The organism is Streptomyces sp. NPDC007917, assembly GCF_042959105.1.
Classification (GTDB): Bacteria; Actinomycetota; Actinomycetes; order Streptomycetales; family Streptomycetaceae; genus Streptomyces.
In genome coordinates, this window is sequence record NZ_JBIBKK010000015.1 from 56,634 (window position 1) to 74,184 (window position 17,551).

2 protein-coding genes are annotated in these 17,551 nt (G+C 75.3%); both read left to right on the forward strand.

Features of this window, described 5'->3' with window-relative positions; all coding sequences use genetic code 11:
- Positions 1-48: 48 nt before the first annotated feature.
- Positions 49-12,552: an amino acid adenylation domain-containing protein gene (locus tag ACFZDL_RS28120; RefSeq protein WP_353591890.1), complete on the forward strand. Its 12,504-nt coding sequence runs from the start codon at positions 49-51 to the stop codon at positions 12,550-12,552.
- Entirely contained in the window at positions 12,545-17,515 is a 4,971-nt protein-coding gene (locus ACFZDL_RS28125) for a beta-ketoacyl synthase N-terminal-like domain-containing protein (RefSeq protein ID WP_353591889.1), read from the forward strand. The genes ACFZDL_RS28120 and ACFZDL_RS28125 overlap by 8 nt, the downstream gene beginning before the upstream one ends.
- Positions 17,516-17,551 lie beyond the last annotated feature (36 nt).

Below are 17,551 nucleotides of genomic sequence, written 5' to 3' on the forward strand. Positions count from 1 at the left end.
TCCCGGCACCCGCACCCCGGCGCGCAGGAAGAGGAAGCAGGAACAGCCATGGTTTCCCGCCCGACCCACCCCCTGTCCCCGTCCCAGTCCGGCATCTGGTACGCGCAGAACCTGGATCCGACCAGTCCCGCCTACAACTGTCTGCAATACCTCGACATCCAGGGAGCGGTGGACACCGCCCTGCTCATCGACGCGGTCAGACGCGTCGTCATGGAGGCCGACGGACTGCACGTCCGCTTCGACGGCCGGTCGGACCCGCCGGGGCAGATCCTGCTGGAGCCCACCGCCCCGCACGTCGCCGTGCACGACTTCACCACCGAGCCGGACCCCATGGCCGCGGCGCACACCTGGCTGCAGCGATTCCTGCGTCTCCCCTTCGACCTGGAGGCGGGCCACGTCAGCGACTTCGCGATCCTCGAAGTCGCCCCGCAGCGCACCTTATGGGCCCAGCGCTACCACCACATGGTCACCGACGGATACGCCTTCAACCTCATCGCGCACCGGGTCGCCGAGGTCTACCGCGCGCTGCGGGCCGGCGGCCCCGTCCCCCCGGCGCGGTTCCAGAGCCTCGGCGAGGCCCTGGATGAGGCGGCCCGGCACCGCACCTCGCCCGAGTATGCGGCCAGCAGGTCCTACTGGCTCGACCGCTTCGCCGACCGCCCGGACCCCCTCGACCTGACCGAGGGGAGCGGCACCGCCCTGGCCGCGCACGCGGTGCGGCGGGTGGCCTTCACCCTGCCCGCCGAACGGCACCGGGCCCTGCGCGCGGCGGCGCGGGAGGCGGGCACCAACTTCCCCCGGGCGCTCATCGCCACCGTCGCCGCGTACAGCGCCCGGATGACCGGCCGTGAGGACGTCGTGGTGGGCCTGGCCAGCCGCAGCCGCGCGACGCCCACCGCCGAGCGGTTCCCCGGGCTGATGTCCGACGCCCTTCCGCTGCGGCTGCGGGTCACGGCCGCCACCACCTGGGCCGAGCTGCTCGCCGACACCCACGAGGCCGTGGCGCAGGCGGTGGCGCACCACCGCTACCGCAGCGACGACCTGCGCCGGGAGCTCGGCTGGCCCGAGCGCAGACGCATCGCGGGACCGCTGGTCAACCTGATACCGCCGCTGGGCACGATCGACCTCGGCGGCGCGTCGGGGACCCTGCACAACCTCTCCATCATGCCGACCGAAGACCTCACCCTGTGCTGCTTCCAGCACACCGGCAGCGAGGATCTGCGGCTCACCCTGGACGTGCACCCCGACCGGTGCGACGACGCCGCTCTCGCCGACCACCACGAGCGGCTGGTCACCCTGTTGGACGGGCTCGGCCCCGACACCGTCCACCGCCCCGTGGCGAGCTTCGAGTACACCGGCCCCCGTGAGCGCGGCCGGCTCCTCGACGTATGGAACGAGGCCCCCCGGCCCCTGCCCGAGGCGCCCCTGGGCGAGCTGTTCCAGCGCCAGGCCGCCCGTACTCCGGACGCGGTCGCCGTGGCCGGCGGCGATACGGAGCTGAGCTACCGCGAGCTCGACGCGCGGTCCGACCGGCTCGCCGGGCTGCTGCGCGAGCGGGGCGTGCGCCCCGGCTCCACCGTCCTGGTGTTCATGGAGCGGTCCGTCGAGCTGCTGGTCGCCCTGCTGGCCGTCCTCAAGTCCGGCGCGGCCTACGTGCCGTTGGACGAACGGCAGCCCGCCTCCCGCCTGCGCACCCTGATCTCCGGGACCGACGGCGATCTGCTGCTGGTCGACGGCGCCACGCGCGAGCTGCCCGTGGTGCGCGAGCAGGCCGCCGCCGGCCTGCCCGTCGCCGATGTGGCCGAGCTCGAACGGGCCGCGCCGCCCGTGCCGCCCGCGCCGCACGAGCCGGTGTCCCCGGACGCGCCGGCCTGTGTGATGTACACCTCCGGCTCGACCGGGGTGCCCTCCGGCGTCCAGATCACCCACCGCAACATCACCGCCCTCGCCCATGACCGCTGCTGGTCGGGCGGTGCGCACCAGCGGGTCCTGTGGCACTCGCCGCACGCCTTCGACGCCGTGCTGTACGAACTGTGGGTGCCCCTGCTGTCCGGCGGGCGGATCTGCGTGGCACCGCCCGGGGCGCTGACCCCGGACACGCTGCGCGGCGCGATCGCGCGCCACGGCGTGACCGCGGCGTGGCTGACCGCCGGGCTCTTCGCCGCCCTGGCCGAGGAGGAGCCCGACGCCCTGCGCGGCCTGCGCGAGGTGTGGACCGGCGGCGATGTGGTGTCCCGGACGGCAGTGGCCCGCGTGTTCGACACCTGCCCGGGCATCGTCGTCGTCAACGGCTACGGCCCCACCGAGACCACGACCTTCGCCACCCGCCACCGCATGACCCGCGCGCCGGGCGGCCCGGTCCCCATCGGCCGGGCGATGGACAACACCACCTTGTACGTGCTCGACGCGGACGGGCGCCCCGTGCCCCAGGGCGCTCCGGGCGAGCTGTGGGTGGGCGGCGCGCATGTCTCGGCCGGCTACGTCAACCGCCCCGAGGCCACCCGTGAGCGCTTCCGCGCCAACCCCTTCCACCCCGGCCGCATGTACCGCACCGGCGACCTGGTGCGGCTGGCCCCCGACGGGACCCTCCTCTTCCTCGGCCGCGCCGACGACCAGGTGAAGATCCGCGGTTTCCGGGTCGAACCCCACGACATCGAACTGAGCCTGGAACGCCACCCGGACGTGGCGCGGGCCGTCGTCGTGCCCCAGCCCGCCCCGGGAGGCGGAAAGCGCCTGGTGGCCTACCTGGTGCCGACGGCCGAGCAGGACTCGGCCGAGCAGGACCTGGCCGAGCAGGACCCGGCATCGCCGGTCATCGGCGACGGGGACGACGTCCACGAGGCCGAGCGCGTCCGCGAGTGGCAGGACGTGTACGAGGACATGTACCGCGAGGGCGACCAGGCCACCCTCGGCGAGGACTTCGGCGGCTGGATGGACAGCTACCGCGGTACGCCCATCCCACGGCACGAGATGCGGGAGTGGCGCGACCGCACCGTCGAGCGCGTTCTCGCGCTGCGCCCGCGCCGCGTTCTGGAGATCGGGGCCGGCAGCGGGCTGCTCCTCGCCCGCCTGGCCCCGCACTGCGCGGAGTACTGGGCCACCGACTTCTCCGAGCGCGCCGTGACCCGGCTGGCGGCGAAGGTGGGCGCGGACGAGCGGATCGCGGACCGGGTACGGCTGCTGCGGCGCGAGGCCCGGGACCTGTCGGGCATCCCGCTGGAACACTTCGACTGCGTCGTCGTCAACTCGGTGGTGCAGTACCTGCCGAGCGCCGCGTACCTGTCCGCAGCGCTGCGCGGCGCCCTGGAGGCCCTGGCGCCCGGCGGACACCTCTTCGTCGGGGACGTACGGCCCAGGCGGCTGCTGCGGGAGTTCCGCACCGGAGTCGCGCTGCGGCGCGGGGCGGCCGAGGGCGGCCCGGACGACCTCGCCGGGCTGAAGCGCGCGGTGGAGCGGGCGGTGCTGCACGAGAAGGAACTCCTCGTGGAGCCGGAGTTCTTCACCGAACACCTGGGCGCGCTGCCCGAGGTCGCCGGTGTCGATGTGCGGATCAAGCGCGGCCGTGCGCACAACGAGCTCACCCAGTTCCGCTACGAGGCCGTGCTGCGCAAGGTGTCCGCCGCCGCCGAACCGTATTCGTGCGCCGACGCCACGGTGGCGCGCTGGGGTCACGACGTGGCCGATCTGGCCGATGTGGGCCGGTATCTGCGGGACAAGCAGCCGTCCGCGCTGCGGCTGGCGGGCGTGCCCAACGCCAGGGTGCTCCCGCTGCTGCGGGCCGAGCACGAGGTGTGCGCGGGCACCGGCGTGGCCGCGGCCCGTGACGCCCTCGACGGCGGTGTCCTCGGTGACGGTGCCCGCGACGGCGGTGTCTTTGACAGCGGTGTCTTTGACGGCGAAGTCCCCGACCCCGAGGACTTCGCCGCGCTCGGCCGGGGCCTCGGCCTGCGTACCGTGGTCACCTGGGCGGAGTCGGCCGCGGACGGCAGTCTCGACGTGCTGTTCCTGGACCCCGCGGCGCTGCCCGGGAGCGCCGGGCCGAAGGCGCCCGACTTCGTCTCCGACGCCTACCCCAGGCGCCGTACGTCCCCCGCCGACGCCCCGGCGGAGGCGTTCACCAACCAGCCGATCCGGCAGCGGCCGCACCCGGAACTGGCCGCCGCCGTCGAGGTGTACGCACGGCAAGAGCTGCCCGACTACATGACGCCGTCCTCGTACGTCGTGCTCGACCACCTGCCGCTGTCCGTCAACGGCAAGGTCAACCGGGCCGAGCTGCCACCAGTGGCGGACCCGGCCGGGGCCTTGGACGAGGCAGGCGACGACACGGACACGGCGCGGGCGGGCGGGGCGGACGTCGAGGTCACGGCCACCGAGCGGGAGCTCGCCGCCATCTGGGCGGATCTGCTGCGGGCCGAGGTCGATCCGGCAGCACGCCCCGACTTCTTCGCGCTGGGCGGACACTCCCTCCTCGCCACCCGGCTCGTCTCGCGGGTCTCGGCGCGGCTCGGCGTGGACATCTCCCTGCGCACCGTCTTCGAGAACCCGAGCCTGACGGCCCTGGCCCAGGAGCTCGACGCGCGCCGCGCCCCCGCCGAGGTGCCGGAAGAGGTGCCGGCAGAGATGTCGGCAGAGATGTCGGCAGAGGCGTCCGAGGAGGCTCCCGGCGGGGCTCTTGGCGGGGCTCTTGGCGAGGGGTCCGAAGAGCCGGGGGACCGCTTCCCCGTGTCCGGCTTCCAGGAGCGGATCTGGCTGGACGAACGGCTGCGCGGCACCGGCTCGTTCTACAACGTGCCGCTGGCCTGGCGGGTCAGGGGCGGTCTCGACCCGGCCGCCCTGCGCGCCGCGCTCGGCCAGGTCGTGGCGCGCCACGAGGCGTTGCGCACCCGCTTCGTCGAACGGGAGCCGGACGGCAGGCCGCAGCAGGTCGTCGGCGAGCCGTGGGTCCCGGAGGTGGTGCACCGCGTCGCCGAGGGCGCCACTGACGAAGCCCGCCTGACCGACGCGCGGGCGGCACTGGACGCCCTCGCCCAGCGGCCCTTCGACATCGCCTCGGGCCGGCTGCTGCGCGTCATGCTGGTGGACCTGGCGGAGGACGGCCGGGACCAGCTGCTGATGTGCTGTCTGCACCACCTGGTGTGGGACATCGGCTCCGAACCGGTCTTCCTGCGTGACCTGGAGCGGGCCTACGCCGAGTGCGCGGGGCAGGCCGTTCCGGCGGCCCCGTACGAGGAGCACCCGGCCACCCCGCACCAGCAGCGCATGGCCTTCGTCGAACACTTCGAGCGGGGCACGGTGTACGAGGACGCCCCCGTCTACCACAACGTGTCCCAGCTGCTCGCCCTGGACACCACCCCCGCCGAGGCCGAGCTGCGCCGGGCGGTGGCGGCGGTCCTGGACCGCCACCCGGCGCTGCGCACCACGGTGGCGCTCTCCGAAGGGACCTGTACCCAGCGCGTCCACGAGCGTGTGCCCGTCGAGTGCGCCACCCTGACGGACACCGGGCCCGACGGGGTCGCCGCCTGGCTGCGCCGCCCCTTCCACCTCGCCGAGGGGCCGCTGTTCCGGGTCGCGGTCGCACCGCAAGGCCCGGGCGGGGGCGAGGCGTGCGCCCTCGTGCTCGTCGCGCATCTCGCCGTGGCCGACCGGGCCTCGCTGCGGACCGTCGGCCAGGAGCTGGCGACCCTGCTCGCCGGCGGCCAACTGCCGCCCGCTCCGCCCTCGTTCGTCCAGTGGTGGCAGGCGCGGGACACCGAGGCCGAGGAGCGTCAGACGGCCCGCCTCGCCGAACTGCTCGACGGCGGGAGCGGGGCCCTGCGGCTGCCGGAGGACCGGACCAGGGCCGCCGTTCACGTCTACGAGGAACACTCCCTCCCCGTCGACCTCCCGGACGGGACGGGCCTCGCCGCGTTCGCGCGGCGCGAGGGCGTCACCACCGAGGCCGCGCTGCTCGCCGCGTACACCACGCTGCTCATGTGGTACTCGGGGCAGACCGATCTCACCGTGGGCGTGGCGAACCCGCGCCGTGACACCGCCACGGCCCGCGTGGTGGGCCCGGTGGACGACTTCCTGCCGCTGCGGCTGCGCGGCGGCCACGAGCGGTCGTTCGAGTCCTGGGCGCGGGAGTGCGAGGCGGGCCTGAAGGAGGTGCGCGCCTGCGGGCTCGCCCCGTTCGACGAGGTGGCGCGGCGTGTCGCCCCGCCCAAGGACATGAGCCGCACCGCCCTCTTCGACGTGGTGTTCGACCTTGAGCGCGACGTGCCCGAAGGCCAACCGCCCACCCCCGTCACGGGCCTGGGCAAATGCGATCTGCTCCTGACGCTGCGCCACACGGCCGGCACAGGAGACGGTACCGGGGACGGGGACGGGGACGGGGTCGGCGGGCGGCTGGTGTTCAACGGCCTGTACTACGACCCGGCCCGGATGCGGCTCTTCGTGGCGCACTGGCAGCGCCTGCTGCACGCCGCCACCACCCGGCCCGACACCCCCCTCGGCGCCTTCGAACCGCTCACGGAGGTCGAGCGCCACCGCCAGATCGAGGAGTGGAACGACACGGCCGCCGACTACCCGCACACCACGCTCGCCCGCCTGGTGAGCGAGCGGGCCGCAGACCACCCGGACCGGGTGGCCCTGGCCGGCGGCGACGGCACGCTCACCTACCGGCAGCTCGTCGGGCGCGCCGAGCGGATCGCCCGGGTCCTCGCCGACCACGGGGTGCGCCCCGGCGACACCGTGGGACTGCGCGTCGAGCGGGGGCCCGCGCAGGTCCAGGCCGTCCTGGCGGTGTTGCTGGCCGGTGCGGCGTACGTACCGGTCGACCCGGCCGCCCCGGCGGACCGCGCGGCCTTCATCCTTGCCGACAGCGCGGCGACCCTGCTGCTCACGGACGCCCGCCACACCGCCGACCCCGGCTTCGCCGGCCCGACCGTACGCCTCGACGACATCGACCACTGCGCCCACGCCGCCGCGTCTGCGGACCGGGCACCCCTGCCCGAGCCCGCCCCGGACGACCTCGCCTACATCATCTACACCTCGGGCACCACCGGCCGCCCCAAAGGGGTGCGGGTCACCCACCGCAATGTGGTGCGGCTGGTGACGGGCGACCGGCTGCCGTTCGACTTCGGGCCCGACGACGTATGGGTCCTCGCCCACTCCTACGCCTTCGACTTCTCCGTCTGGGAGATCTTCGGCTGCCTCGTCCACGGGGGTCGGCTCGTGGTGCCGGACGGCGACGAGCTGCGCGACCCACAGGGCGTGGCGGAGCTGGTGCGCCGCCACCAGGTGACGGTCCTCAACCAGACCCCGGGCATGTTCGCGCAGCTGGTCCGGGTCACGGACACCGAGGAGCGGCGCATGGCGAGCCTGCGGTACGTCATCCTCGGCGGGGCCCGATTCGCCCCGGCCACCCTCGGCGACTGGCCCGCGGGACACCCCGGCACCGAGGTGGTCAACATGTACGGGATCACCGAGACCACCGTGCACGTCACCGCCCGGACCATCACCGCCGAGGACATCGCGGCCGACCGCAGCCCCATCGGCACGCCACTCCCGACCACCACCGTCCGCCTCCTCGACCCGCACCCCACCACGGGACGCCACCGGTTGCTGCCGGTCGGCGCCGTGGGGGAGATCTGCGTCGGTGGCGAGGGGGTGGCGGCCGGGTACGTGGGCCGGCCGGAGCTGGAGCGCGAGCGGTTCGTACCCGACCCGTACGGCCCCGGCCGCCTCTACCGCAGCGGTGACCTGGGCCGCTATCTGCCCGACGGCACGCTGGAGTACCTGGGGCGGATGGACGACCAACTGCAGGTGCGCGGCTACCGCATCGAGCCCGCCGAGGTCGAGACCTGCCTGACCGGGCACCCCGACGTCGCGCAGGCCGTGGTCACCGCGGACGGGGCGGACGGCGACCGCCTGGTGGCCCACCTCTGGTGCCCCACGAACGTGCCGAGCGCGGGAGAGCTGCGCGCCCGGCTCGCCGAGCGGCTGCCCGAGTACATGGTGCCCTCGGTGTTCATGGTGGCGGACCGCATCCCCCTCTCGGTCAACGGGAAGGTGGACCTCGCCGAACTGGCCGCCCGCAGCACCGTGCTCACGGACGGGGCGGGCAGCGCCCCGCGCACCGAGACGGCCAGGGCCCTCGCCCCGCTGTGGGGCGATCTGCTGCCCGTGCCGGAGATCTTCGCCGACACCTCCTTCTTCGAGGCGGGCGGACACTCCCTGCTGGCCGCCACCCTGCTGTCCCAGGTGTCGGCGCGGTTCGGCGTGGACCTGCCGGTGCGCACGGTGTTCGAGAACCCGCGGCTGGGGGACCTGGCGGACCGGATCGACGAGGCGGTCGCGGCGTGCGGCGACCGCCACCCGGGCCGGGCGGGGCTAGCGCCCCACGATGGGCCGGGTACGGAACGGCCGGCGGACGCTTCGGACGCGGCGGACACTTCAGACCCGGCGGACACTTCCGGCTCGGCGGACGCGGTTGCCCCGGTGGACGGGGTGCTCGTGCCCGCGTCGGACTTCCAGCGCCGTATCGCCCTGGACGAGCAGCTGTCCTCCGGCCCCGACCGCTATGCGATGCCCCTGGTGTGGCGGGTGCGCGGCGGACGCCTGGACCCCGACCGGCTGCGCCGGTCCCTGGACGCCGTCGTGGCCCGCCACGAGGCGCTGCGCACCGGGTTCGTGGAGCGTGGCGGCCGGCTGTGGCAGCGGATCGGGGAACCCTGGTCGCCGCCCCTGGAAGAGGTGGACCTGTCGGGTGTGGACCCGGCGGAGCGGGACGCGCGGTGGCGGGAGTGGGTCCGCGAGACCGCCGGGACGCCCTTCGACCCCGCGTCCGGCCGACTGCTGCGGCCCGCCCTGATCGACCTGGGCGACCACGGCCAGCTGTTCGTGCTGTGCCTGCACCACCTGGTGTGCGACGGCCCGTCCCTGGTGCCCCTCGTCCAGGACATGGACGCGGCGTACGGGGGTGCGGGACTGGGCGCTGACGTGGTGCAGTATCGGGAGTTCGTGCGGGTGCAGGGTGAGTTGGCGGGTTCGGCGGTGGGTCGTGCGGGGGTGGAGCGGTGGTGTGGGCGGCTTGCGGGGGCGCCGGCGTATGTGTCGTGGCCGGAGCCCGCGGTGGCGGGGCCGTCGGGGGTGGTGGAGGTTCCGTTGGGCGGTGGGGTGTTGGAGCGGCTGCGTGGGGTGTCGGAGCGGGAGGGTGTGTCGTGGTTCATGGCGGTGGCGGCGGGGTTCGCGGGGGCGTTGCACCGGTGGAGTGGTGAGCGGGATGTGACGTTCGGGTGTCCGGTGGCCAACCGTGCCGGTGAGCGTTTTGGTTCGGTGGTGGGGCCGTGTACGAACACGGTGGTGATCCGGTCCGTGGTGGACGGGGACACGACGGTGGGTTCGCTGTTGCGGGGGATGCGGGAGCGGGTGCTGGAGGCGCTGGAGGACCAGCATGTGCCGTTCGACCAGGTCGTCGCCGCGCTCAACCCCGAACGCCGCTACGGCAGCACCCCCTACGCGGAGACGGTCCTCAACCTGGCACCGCTGGACGACGGCTACCCCCTGGGCGGCACCGTCCTGACCCCGGTGATGAGCAGTCAGCTCGCCGCGGAGCAGAAGTTCCCGGTCACCGTCACCGTCTTCCGTGAGGACGGGCGGGACCGCGTGGGTCTGTCGTACCGGGGCGACCGGCTGAGCCGACGGGACGCCGAGGAGCTTGCCGGGATCTTCCGCGAACTGCTGACCACCCTGGCCGACGCCGTGCCCACCCCCGTGCTCCGACAGGAGGGTGACGCCGGGGCGGTGCAGTATCGGGAGTTCGTCCGGGTGCAGGGTGAGTTGGCGGGTTCGGCGGTGGGTCGTGCGGGGGTGGAGCGGTGGTGTGGGCGGCTCGCGGGGGCGCCGGCGTATGTGTCGTGGCCCGAGCCCGCGGTGGCGGAGCCGTCGGGGGTGGTCGGGATTCCCCTGGCCGATGGGGCGTTGGAGCGGCTGCGTGGGGTGTCGGAGCGGGAGGGCGTGTCGTGGTTCATGGCGGTGGCGGCGGGGTTCGCGGGGGCGTTGCACCGGTGGAGTGGTGAGCGGGATGTGACGTTCGGGTGTCCGGTGGCCAACCGTGCCGGTGAGCGTTTCGGTTCGGTGGTGGGGCCGTGTACGAACACGGTGGTGATCCGGTCCGTGGTGGACGGGGACACGACGGTGGGTTCGCTGTTGCGGGGGATGCGGGAGCGGGTGCTGGAGGCGCTGGAGGACCAGCATGTGCCGTTCGACCAGGTCGTCGCCGCGCTCAATCCCGAACGCCGCTACGGCGTCACCCCCTACGCCGACCTCGCCCTGACCCCCGTCGTCCCCGAGACCCGGGCCCCGTCGCTCGGCGGCCACCGCCTGCGGCGGTTCGCGCTGAGCGGCGAAGGCGCCGACTGGGCGGCCAAGGGCGCCGTGACGGTGTCCTTCCAGGAGCAGAACGGCGGCCTGCGCGGGCTGCTGGCCTACCGCGGCGACCGCATCGCCCGCGCGGAGGCCGAGCGCCTGGCGGCCCTCACCGCCGCGGTGCTCGCCGACCTCGTGGACCGGCCCGACCGCCCGCTGGCCTCGCTGCCCCGCGTCGGCGCCGACGAGCGCGCCGCGCTCGCCGCGCTCGAGGCGGGGCCCGCCGCCGCGCCGCCCACCACGGTGCCGCACCTGATCGCCGCACGCGTGAGGGCCACTCCGGACGCCACGGCCGTCGACACCCCCGAGGGCCCGCTCAGCTACGCCGAACTGGACGCACGCGCCCGCCGGCTCGCGGCGCGCATCGGGCCACCGGCGCGCCGGGGGGAACCGGTCGTGGCCGTGCTGCTCGACCGCGGCCCCGACCTGGTCGTGGCGATGCTGGCCGCGTGGTACGCCGGTTGCGCGTACTGCCCGGTGGACCCCGGATACCCGGCCGAGCGCGTCGCCTACGTCCTCGACGACCTGGGCGCCCGGGTGGTCCTCACCGACGGGACACGCCGACTGCCGGACGCGGTCGCCGCGTTCGACGTGGCCGAGGCGGTCCGGAACACGGCTGACGGCGACCCTCCGGCGCCCGAGCCGCCTGGCGCCGACGACCCGGCGTATGTCGTCTACACCTCGGGCTCCACCGGCCTGCCCAAGGGCGTCGTCGTCCGCCACGGAGGCCTCGCCCAGCACGCCCTGTGGTTCGCCGGCCTGCTCGCCCTGGGACCGGCCGACCGGGTGAGCCAGCTCGTCAACGTCGGCTTCGACGCCGCCGTCTCGGAGATCTGGCCGACCCTGACCGCGGGCGCGGCGCTCGTCCCGCACCCCGGCACCGTGTTCCCCGGCGAGGTGTCCGGGTGGCTGGACAGCCAACGGGTGACCGTGGCCGTCGTGCCCGCGGCGCTCGCCGAGACCATCTGGGCACACGGCGAGCCGCCCCGCGCCCTGCGCCAACTGGTCTACGGCGGGGCGGCGCTCGGCTCCGCGCCACCGCCCGGACTGCCGTACGGGCTGGTCAACTGCTACGGGCCGACCGAGGCGACCGTGACCGCGGCCAGCCACACCGTCACCCCCGGCGACGCTGACTTCCGCCCCGGGCGCGTCGGCCGCCCGGCGGCCGGGGTCCGCGTCCACGTGGTCGACGAGTCGGGCCACCGCTGCCCCGTCGGCGTCAAGGGCGAAATCCTCATCGGCGGCGGCGGAGTGGCGCTCGGCTACTGGCGGCGCCCCGAGCTGACCGCCGAGCGTTTTCTCCCCGACGGCCCCGAGGGCGCGCCAGGGCCCGTCTACCGCACCGGGGACCTGGGGCGCTGGCTGCCCGACGGGACACTGGAGTTCATCGGCCGGGCGGACCGCCAGCTCAAGGTGCGCGGACACCGCATCGAGCCGGAGGAGATCGAGGCCCGGCTGACCGCGCATCCGCTGGTCGCCCAGGCCGCCGTACGCGCCTTCGAGACCGCGTCCGCGCGCTTGGTGGCGTACGCGGTGCCCGGCACCGCCGACACGGCACCCGAGAGCGCCGACGCGCCACCCGCGAGCGCTTCCGGGACCGCACCCGCGAGCGCGGCCATGACCGCGACAGAGACCCAGGCGGTGCTCGCCGCGCTGCGCGAGACGCTGCCGGCCGCACTGGTCCCGGACGCCCTGGTGTGGCTCGACGAGCTGCCGCTCACCCCGCACGGCAAGGTCGACCACGCGGCCCTGCCCCGGCCCGGGCGCGCGGACCTGGTGGGCGCGGCCCCGGCCGTGGCGCCCCAGGGCGACCGGGAGCGGCGCATCGCGGCCCTGTGGCGCGAGGTGCTGGGCGTGGACACCGTCGGCGTCCACGACAACTTCTTCGACCTGGGCGGCGACTCGCTGCGCCTGGCCACCCTGCAGCGCCGGCTGGAGAGCGCCTTCGGCATCGAGCTGCCCGTCCAGCGGCTTTTCGAACACGCCACCGTCCACGCCATGGCCCGCGCGATCGACGGCCCTGACGAGCGCGAACACGCGGCGTCCGCGGCGGAGGACTTCCGGGAGCGGGCGCGGAAGGGACGCCGGGCCAGACAGCGCGACCGACGCCCGGCGACCGGCCGGAAGGAGGAGAACGATGCATGAGGACGCCGTGGCCATCGTCGGCATGGCCTGCCGACTGCCGGGCGCCGGGGATGTCCGTGCGTTCTGGGACAACCTGGTGGCCGGCCGGGACACCGTCTCCCGCTTCACCCCGGACCAGCTCACCGCCGCGGGCGTCGAACGACGGCTCGCGGAGCGGCCGGACTTCGTGGCCGCGCGCGGAGTGATGGCCGGAGCCGACCGCTTCGACTGGTCGTTCTTCGGCTACAGCCTCGGCGAGGCCCGGGGCATCGACCCACAGCAGCGGGTGTTCCTGGAGTGTGCGAGCACCGCCCTGGACGACGCGGCCATCGACCCGCACCGCTTCCCGGGCCCGATCGGGGTGTTCGCCGGATGCGACGCCGTGCCCCTGGGCGCCTCTCAGGAAGAGCTCGTCAGCCAGACCCTCGGCCGCGACAAGGACTTCCTGGCGACGCGGGCCGCGTACAAACTCCGGCTCACCGGGCCCGCGCTGACGGTGCAGACCGCCTGCTCCACCTCGCTGGTCGCGGTGCACCAGGCGGTGCAGAGCCTGCTCGGATACGAGTGCGACGCCGCCCTCGCGGGGGGCGTCGGGATCTTCTTCCCGCAGGTGACGGGCTATGTGTACGAAGAGGGCGGCATCCTGTCGCCCGACGGCCACTGCCGCCCGTTCGACGCCGACGCCGCGGGCACCGTCTCCAGCTCGGGCGCGGGCGTCGTGGTGCTGCGCCGGCTGGAGGACGCGCTGCGCGACGGCGACCCGGTGGTGGCCGTCATCCGTGGCACGGCCGTCAACAACGACGGGGGAGACAAGGCCGGGTTCACCGCGCCCTCGCCCGGCGGGCAGCGCGATGTCATCCTGGCGGCCCTGGGCCGGGCCGACGTCGACCCGGCGGACGTCGGCTACGTCGAGGCACACGGCACCGCCACCCGGCTGGGCGATCCGGTGGAAGTGGCCGCGCTCACCGCCGCGTTCCGCACCACCACGGACGCGGTCGGGTCCTGTGTCCTGGGCGCGGTCAAGGGCAACATCGGACACACCGGCTCGGCATCCGGCGTCACCGGCCTGATCAAGACGGCGCTGCTGCTCCGCCACCGGGAGCTGGTGCCGACCGCCCACTTCCGGCGGCCCAACCCGCTGATGAAGCTCGAAACCACGCCGTTCACCGTCGCCGACCGCCACGGCCCCTGGCCCGAGGGCCGCCCGGCGCTCGCCGGCGTCAGCTCCTTCGGCGTCGGCGGGACCAACGCGCACGCCGTCCTGGAGGCCGCCCCCGAACCGCGCGCCACCCGCGCGGCGGCGCACGGCCCGCGCCTGCTGGCGCTGTCCGCCGCGTCCCCCGAGGCGCTGCGCACCGCCCGCGGCGATCTGGCCCGGCGGCTGCGCGACGACCGGGCCCCGCGCCTGGACGAGGTGGCGCGCACCCTGGCCGACGGCCGGCGCCGCTACGCACACCGCGCCACCGTCGTCGTCCGCGATGTGGCGCGGGCCGCCGAAGCGCTCGGGGAGCCCCAGCCGGACGGCCCGGCGACACCCGCGCCGACCGGCGTCGCCTTCCTCTACCCGGGGCAGGGCACCCTGCGCCCGGGCGGAGCCCCCGCTGGGGCGTACGCCGTGCTGCCCGCGTTCGCCGAGGCCTTCGACGAGGTGCGCGACTGGGCCCGGGGAGAGGCCGGCACGGACCTCTCGCCACTGCTGCACCCGCGGACCCCGCCGGAGTGGTACCACGACCCCGTCCACCAGCAGCTCGGTCTCTTCGCCCTCGGGCACGCCCTCACCCGCACCCTGGCCGGCTGGGACATCCGGCCGAGCGCCCTGATGGGCAACAGCATCGGCGAGTACGCGGCCGCCCTGGCGGCCGGGGTGTGGGAACTCCCCGACGCGCTGCGCCTGGTGCACACCCGGGCGCAGGCCACCCGGGACACCGCCCCCGGCCGGATGCTCGCCGTCGAGCTGGTACGGGACGGCGCCCGCGAGGCCGTGACCCAGGCGCTGGCGCGACTGCCCGAGCCCCGGCCCGCGGTGGCCGTGGACGGCCACGACCGCCTGGTCCTCTCCGGCCCGCCCGAGGCGGTCGAGGAGCTCGCCGAGCGGCTGGACGGCTGGCCCGTCCGCCTGCTGGAGACCCGCAGGGCCTTCCACTCCCCGCAGATGGCCCCGGCCGCCGACGCGCTGCGCGCCCGTGTGGCCCGGCTGACCGCGAAGGCACCGCGGACACCCCTGGTGTCCAACGTCACCGGCGGCTGGGCCACCCCCCAGGAGGTGGCGTCGGCCGACTACTGGGCCGCCCAGCTGACGGACACCGTGCGGCTGCGGCAGGGCCTGGACACGCTGCTGTCGGGCGGCGCCGAGATGTTCGTCGAACTCGGTCCGGGCGCCTCCATGAGCCGGGCGGTGCGCGACCACCCCCGCCACACCGCGCGCCATCTCACGGTCCCCCTGCTCGACGGCGCGACGGACGACGCCGAGGCGCGGGTCCTGGAGGCGGTCGGCAGGCTCTGGGAGGCCGGGCTGAGCGTCGAGGTCGGGCAGTTCGCGGGCGGGTCCCGGCAGCGCTGCTCGCTGCCGCCCCACCCGCTGGACTCCAGGCCCTGCGGCACCGGCACCGACCGGCCCGCGGGCCGAGCCGTACGGGCTCCGGCCGTATCGGCCACGGCCGCACCGCCGGCGCGCCCGCCGCAGCCCGCCGCGCACCCGGCGACGGCAAACCCGGCGACGGCACACGCGGCGACGGCACACGCGGCGACGGCACACGCGGCGACGGCGCACACGGCGACCGCGCGGCGGATCGCCGAGGGCCTGCAGGCCCCGCCGACCGCGGACCGGCCCACCCTGTCCGAACGGCCCGACCTGATACACCGGCTCGACGCGTACACCGCGGCCCTGGCCACCCGCCTCGGGCTGCGCATCGGCCGCCTCGCGCCCGGTGACGCCGTGGACGGAGCGGAACTGACGGACCGCCTGGCCGGAGACGGCAAGCTGACCGGCCCGGCCCGGCTGATGGTCCGGGCCATGACCGAACACGGCTTCCTCACCCAGGGCCCGACGGACGCGGCCCCGGGCGGCCACCGCCTCCTGGTCCCCGACGACATCGAGGAGCGGCTGCGCTCCGCGCTCGACCCGGCCCGGCTCGACGAGATGCGCGGGCTGCGCCGGATGCTCGACCACTGCGCGGACGCGTACCCCCAGGTGCTGGCCGGCGACCGCGAGCCGGTCTCCGTGCTCTACCCGGACGGCAGCGACACGTTTCTGCGCGCCTGCCTGACGGACAACACGGTCGATGTCGCCGACGCGGGGCCCTGTCTGGACCAGTTGGCGGCGGCCGTGGCCATGGCCGCGAGCCGGGGGCCGCGCGAGGCCGACCGGCCGCTGCGCGTGCTGGAGGTCGGCGGCGGCAGCGGGGAGCTCACCTGGCGGGTGCTGGAGCCCTGGCCGGCCCGCCCCCACGACCTCTACACCTTCACTGACATCAGCGCCCTGGCCGTGAGCCGTGCCCGGGACCGCGTGGCCGAGCTGGGGCGGGGGCAGGTCCGGTGTGCCCGGCTCGACCTCGGCAAGGACTTTGGCGCCCAAGGTTTCCCCGCCGGTGGCTTCGACATCGTGCTCGCCTACAACGCCCTTCATGTGGTGCCCGATCTGCCCGCGACGCTGCGCCGGCTGAGGGGGCTGCTCACGGCGGGCGGCTGGCTGGGGGCCGTCGAGGTCACACGGGTGGCGCTGTGGACCCACTTCATGTGGGGCCTGGCGCCCGGCTGGTGGGACTTCGCGGACGACCTGCGCACCGACTCCGTCCATCTGCCCGCCGACGGCTGGCGGCGCGCGCTGGAGGACGCCGGGTTCTCGGACGTCGCGGTGGCGCAGCGGCCCTCGGCGGACCACGCGGTCCTGCTGGCGTCGGTCGACGAGGCGGTGGCCCCGCCGGCCTCCGCTGTCCCCTCCGCCGTCCAGGGTCCGCCGGTGGTGTCGACTGCCCGGGTCCCGGGCGCGGAGACGGGGCTGGCGGCCATCTGGAACCAGCTCCTGGGCACGTCCTCCGCACACGACGAGGACGACTTCTTCGCCCTGGGCGGTGATTCGCTCATGGCCGTACGGCTGCGCGGCCGCGTCCACGAAGACCTGGGCATCGCCGTACCCCTGGCGGAGTTCCTGAATCAGCCGACCTTCGGCCGGCTGGCCGCGCTGGCCCGGAGCGCCCAGGGCGCCAGGGCGGTGGGGAAGACGGGGGACACCCGACCGGAGCGGGCCCCTGCCGCGCCCCGCGAGTTGGTCCGCTTCCAGGAGGGCGGCCGGGGCACACCCCTCTTCCTCGCCGCCCCCGCGGCCGGGAGCGCGCTGTGCTACCGGGAGTTCGCCCGGGCCGTCGGCGGGGACCGGCCCGTATACGGGATCGACGCCCCGGGGCTGCTGGGCGGCGCCCCCACCCCCGACCGCGTCGAGGACCTGGCCGCCCACCACGTGCGCGTGCTGCGCGCGGTGCGGCCGCACGGCCCGTACGCGGTGGGCGGCTGGTCGGTGGGCGGTCTGGTGGCCCACGAGATGGCGGCGCAGCTGGAGCGGGCCGGCGAGCGCGTGGAACTGCTGCTGTTCCTGGACGGCTTCGCGCCGGACAGCGGCGGCCGCCCCCTGGGCTCCGCTCCCCAGCACCTCGCCGCGGGCCTGTGGCACCAGGCGCTGGTCGCCCTCCAGATCGGGCCCGCGGGCCGGGCGGTGCGGTCGGTGCCGGGGGTGAGCCGGGTCTTCCGGGCCTATCTGCGGGCCATGCTGCGCTATCGGCCGAGGCCGGTGCCGTGCCGTACGGTGCTGTTCAAGGCCGGGCTCACCCACCGGACCGAGGCGCGGCTGCGCACCTGGCTGGGCGCGCTGCACCCCGGCGGGCTGACCGTCCTGCCGTGCTCCGGCAAGCACTGGACCATGCTGACCGAGCCCCATGCCTCGGCCCTGGCCCACCAGGTGAGCCGGGCCCTGGACGGCCCGGAGGGCTGAGCGCGGCGACCCGGGCGCCCCGCTTCCTCAGCGGGG

Excerpts from the sequence above, each read along its gene's own strand:
- ACFZDL_RS28120 (WP_353591890.1), top strand. The coding sequence starts at position 49 with ATGGTTTCCCGCCCGACCCACCCCCTGTCCCCGTCCCAGTCCGGCATC.
- ACFZDL_RS28125 (WP_353591889.1), top strand. The coding sequence starts at position 12,545 with ATGCATGAGGACGCCGTGGCCATCGTCGGCATGGCCTGCCGACTGCCG.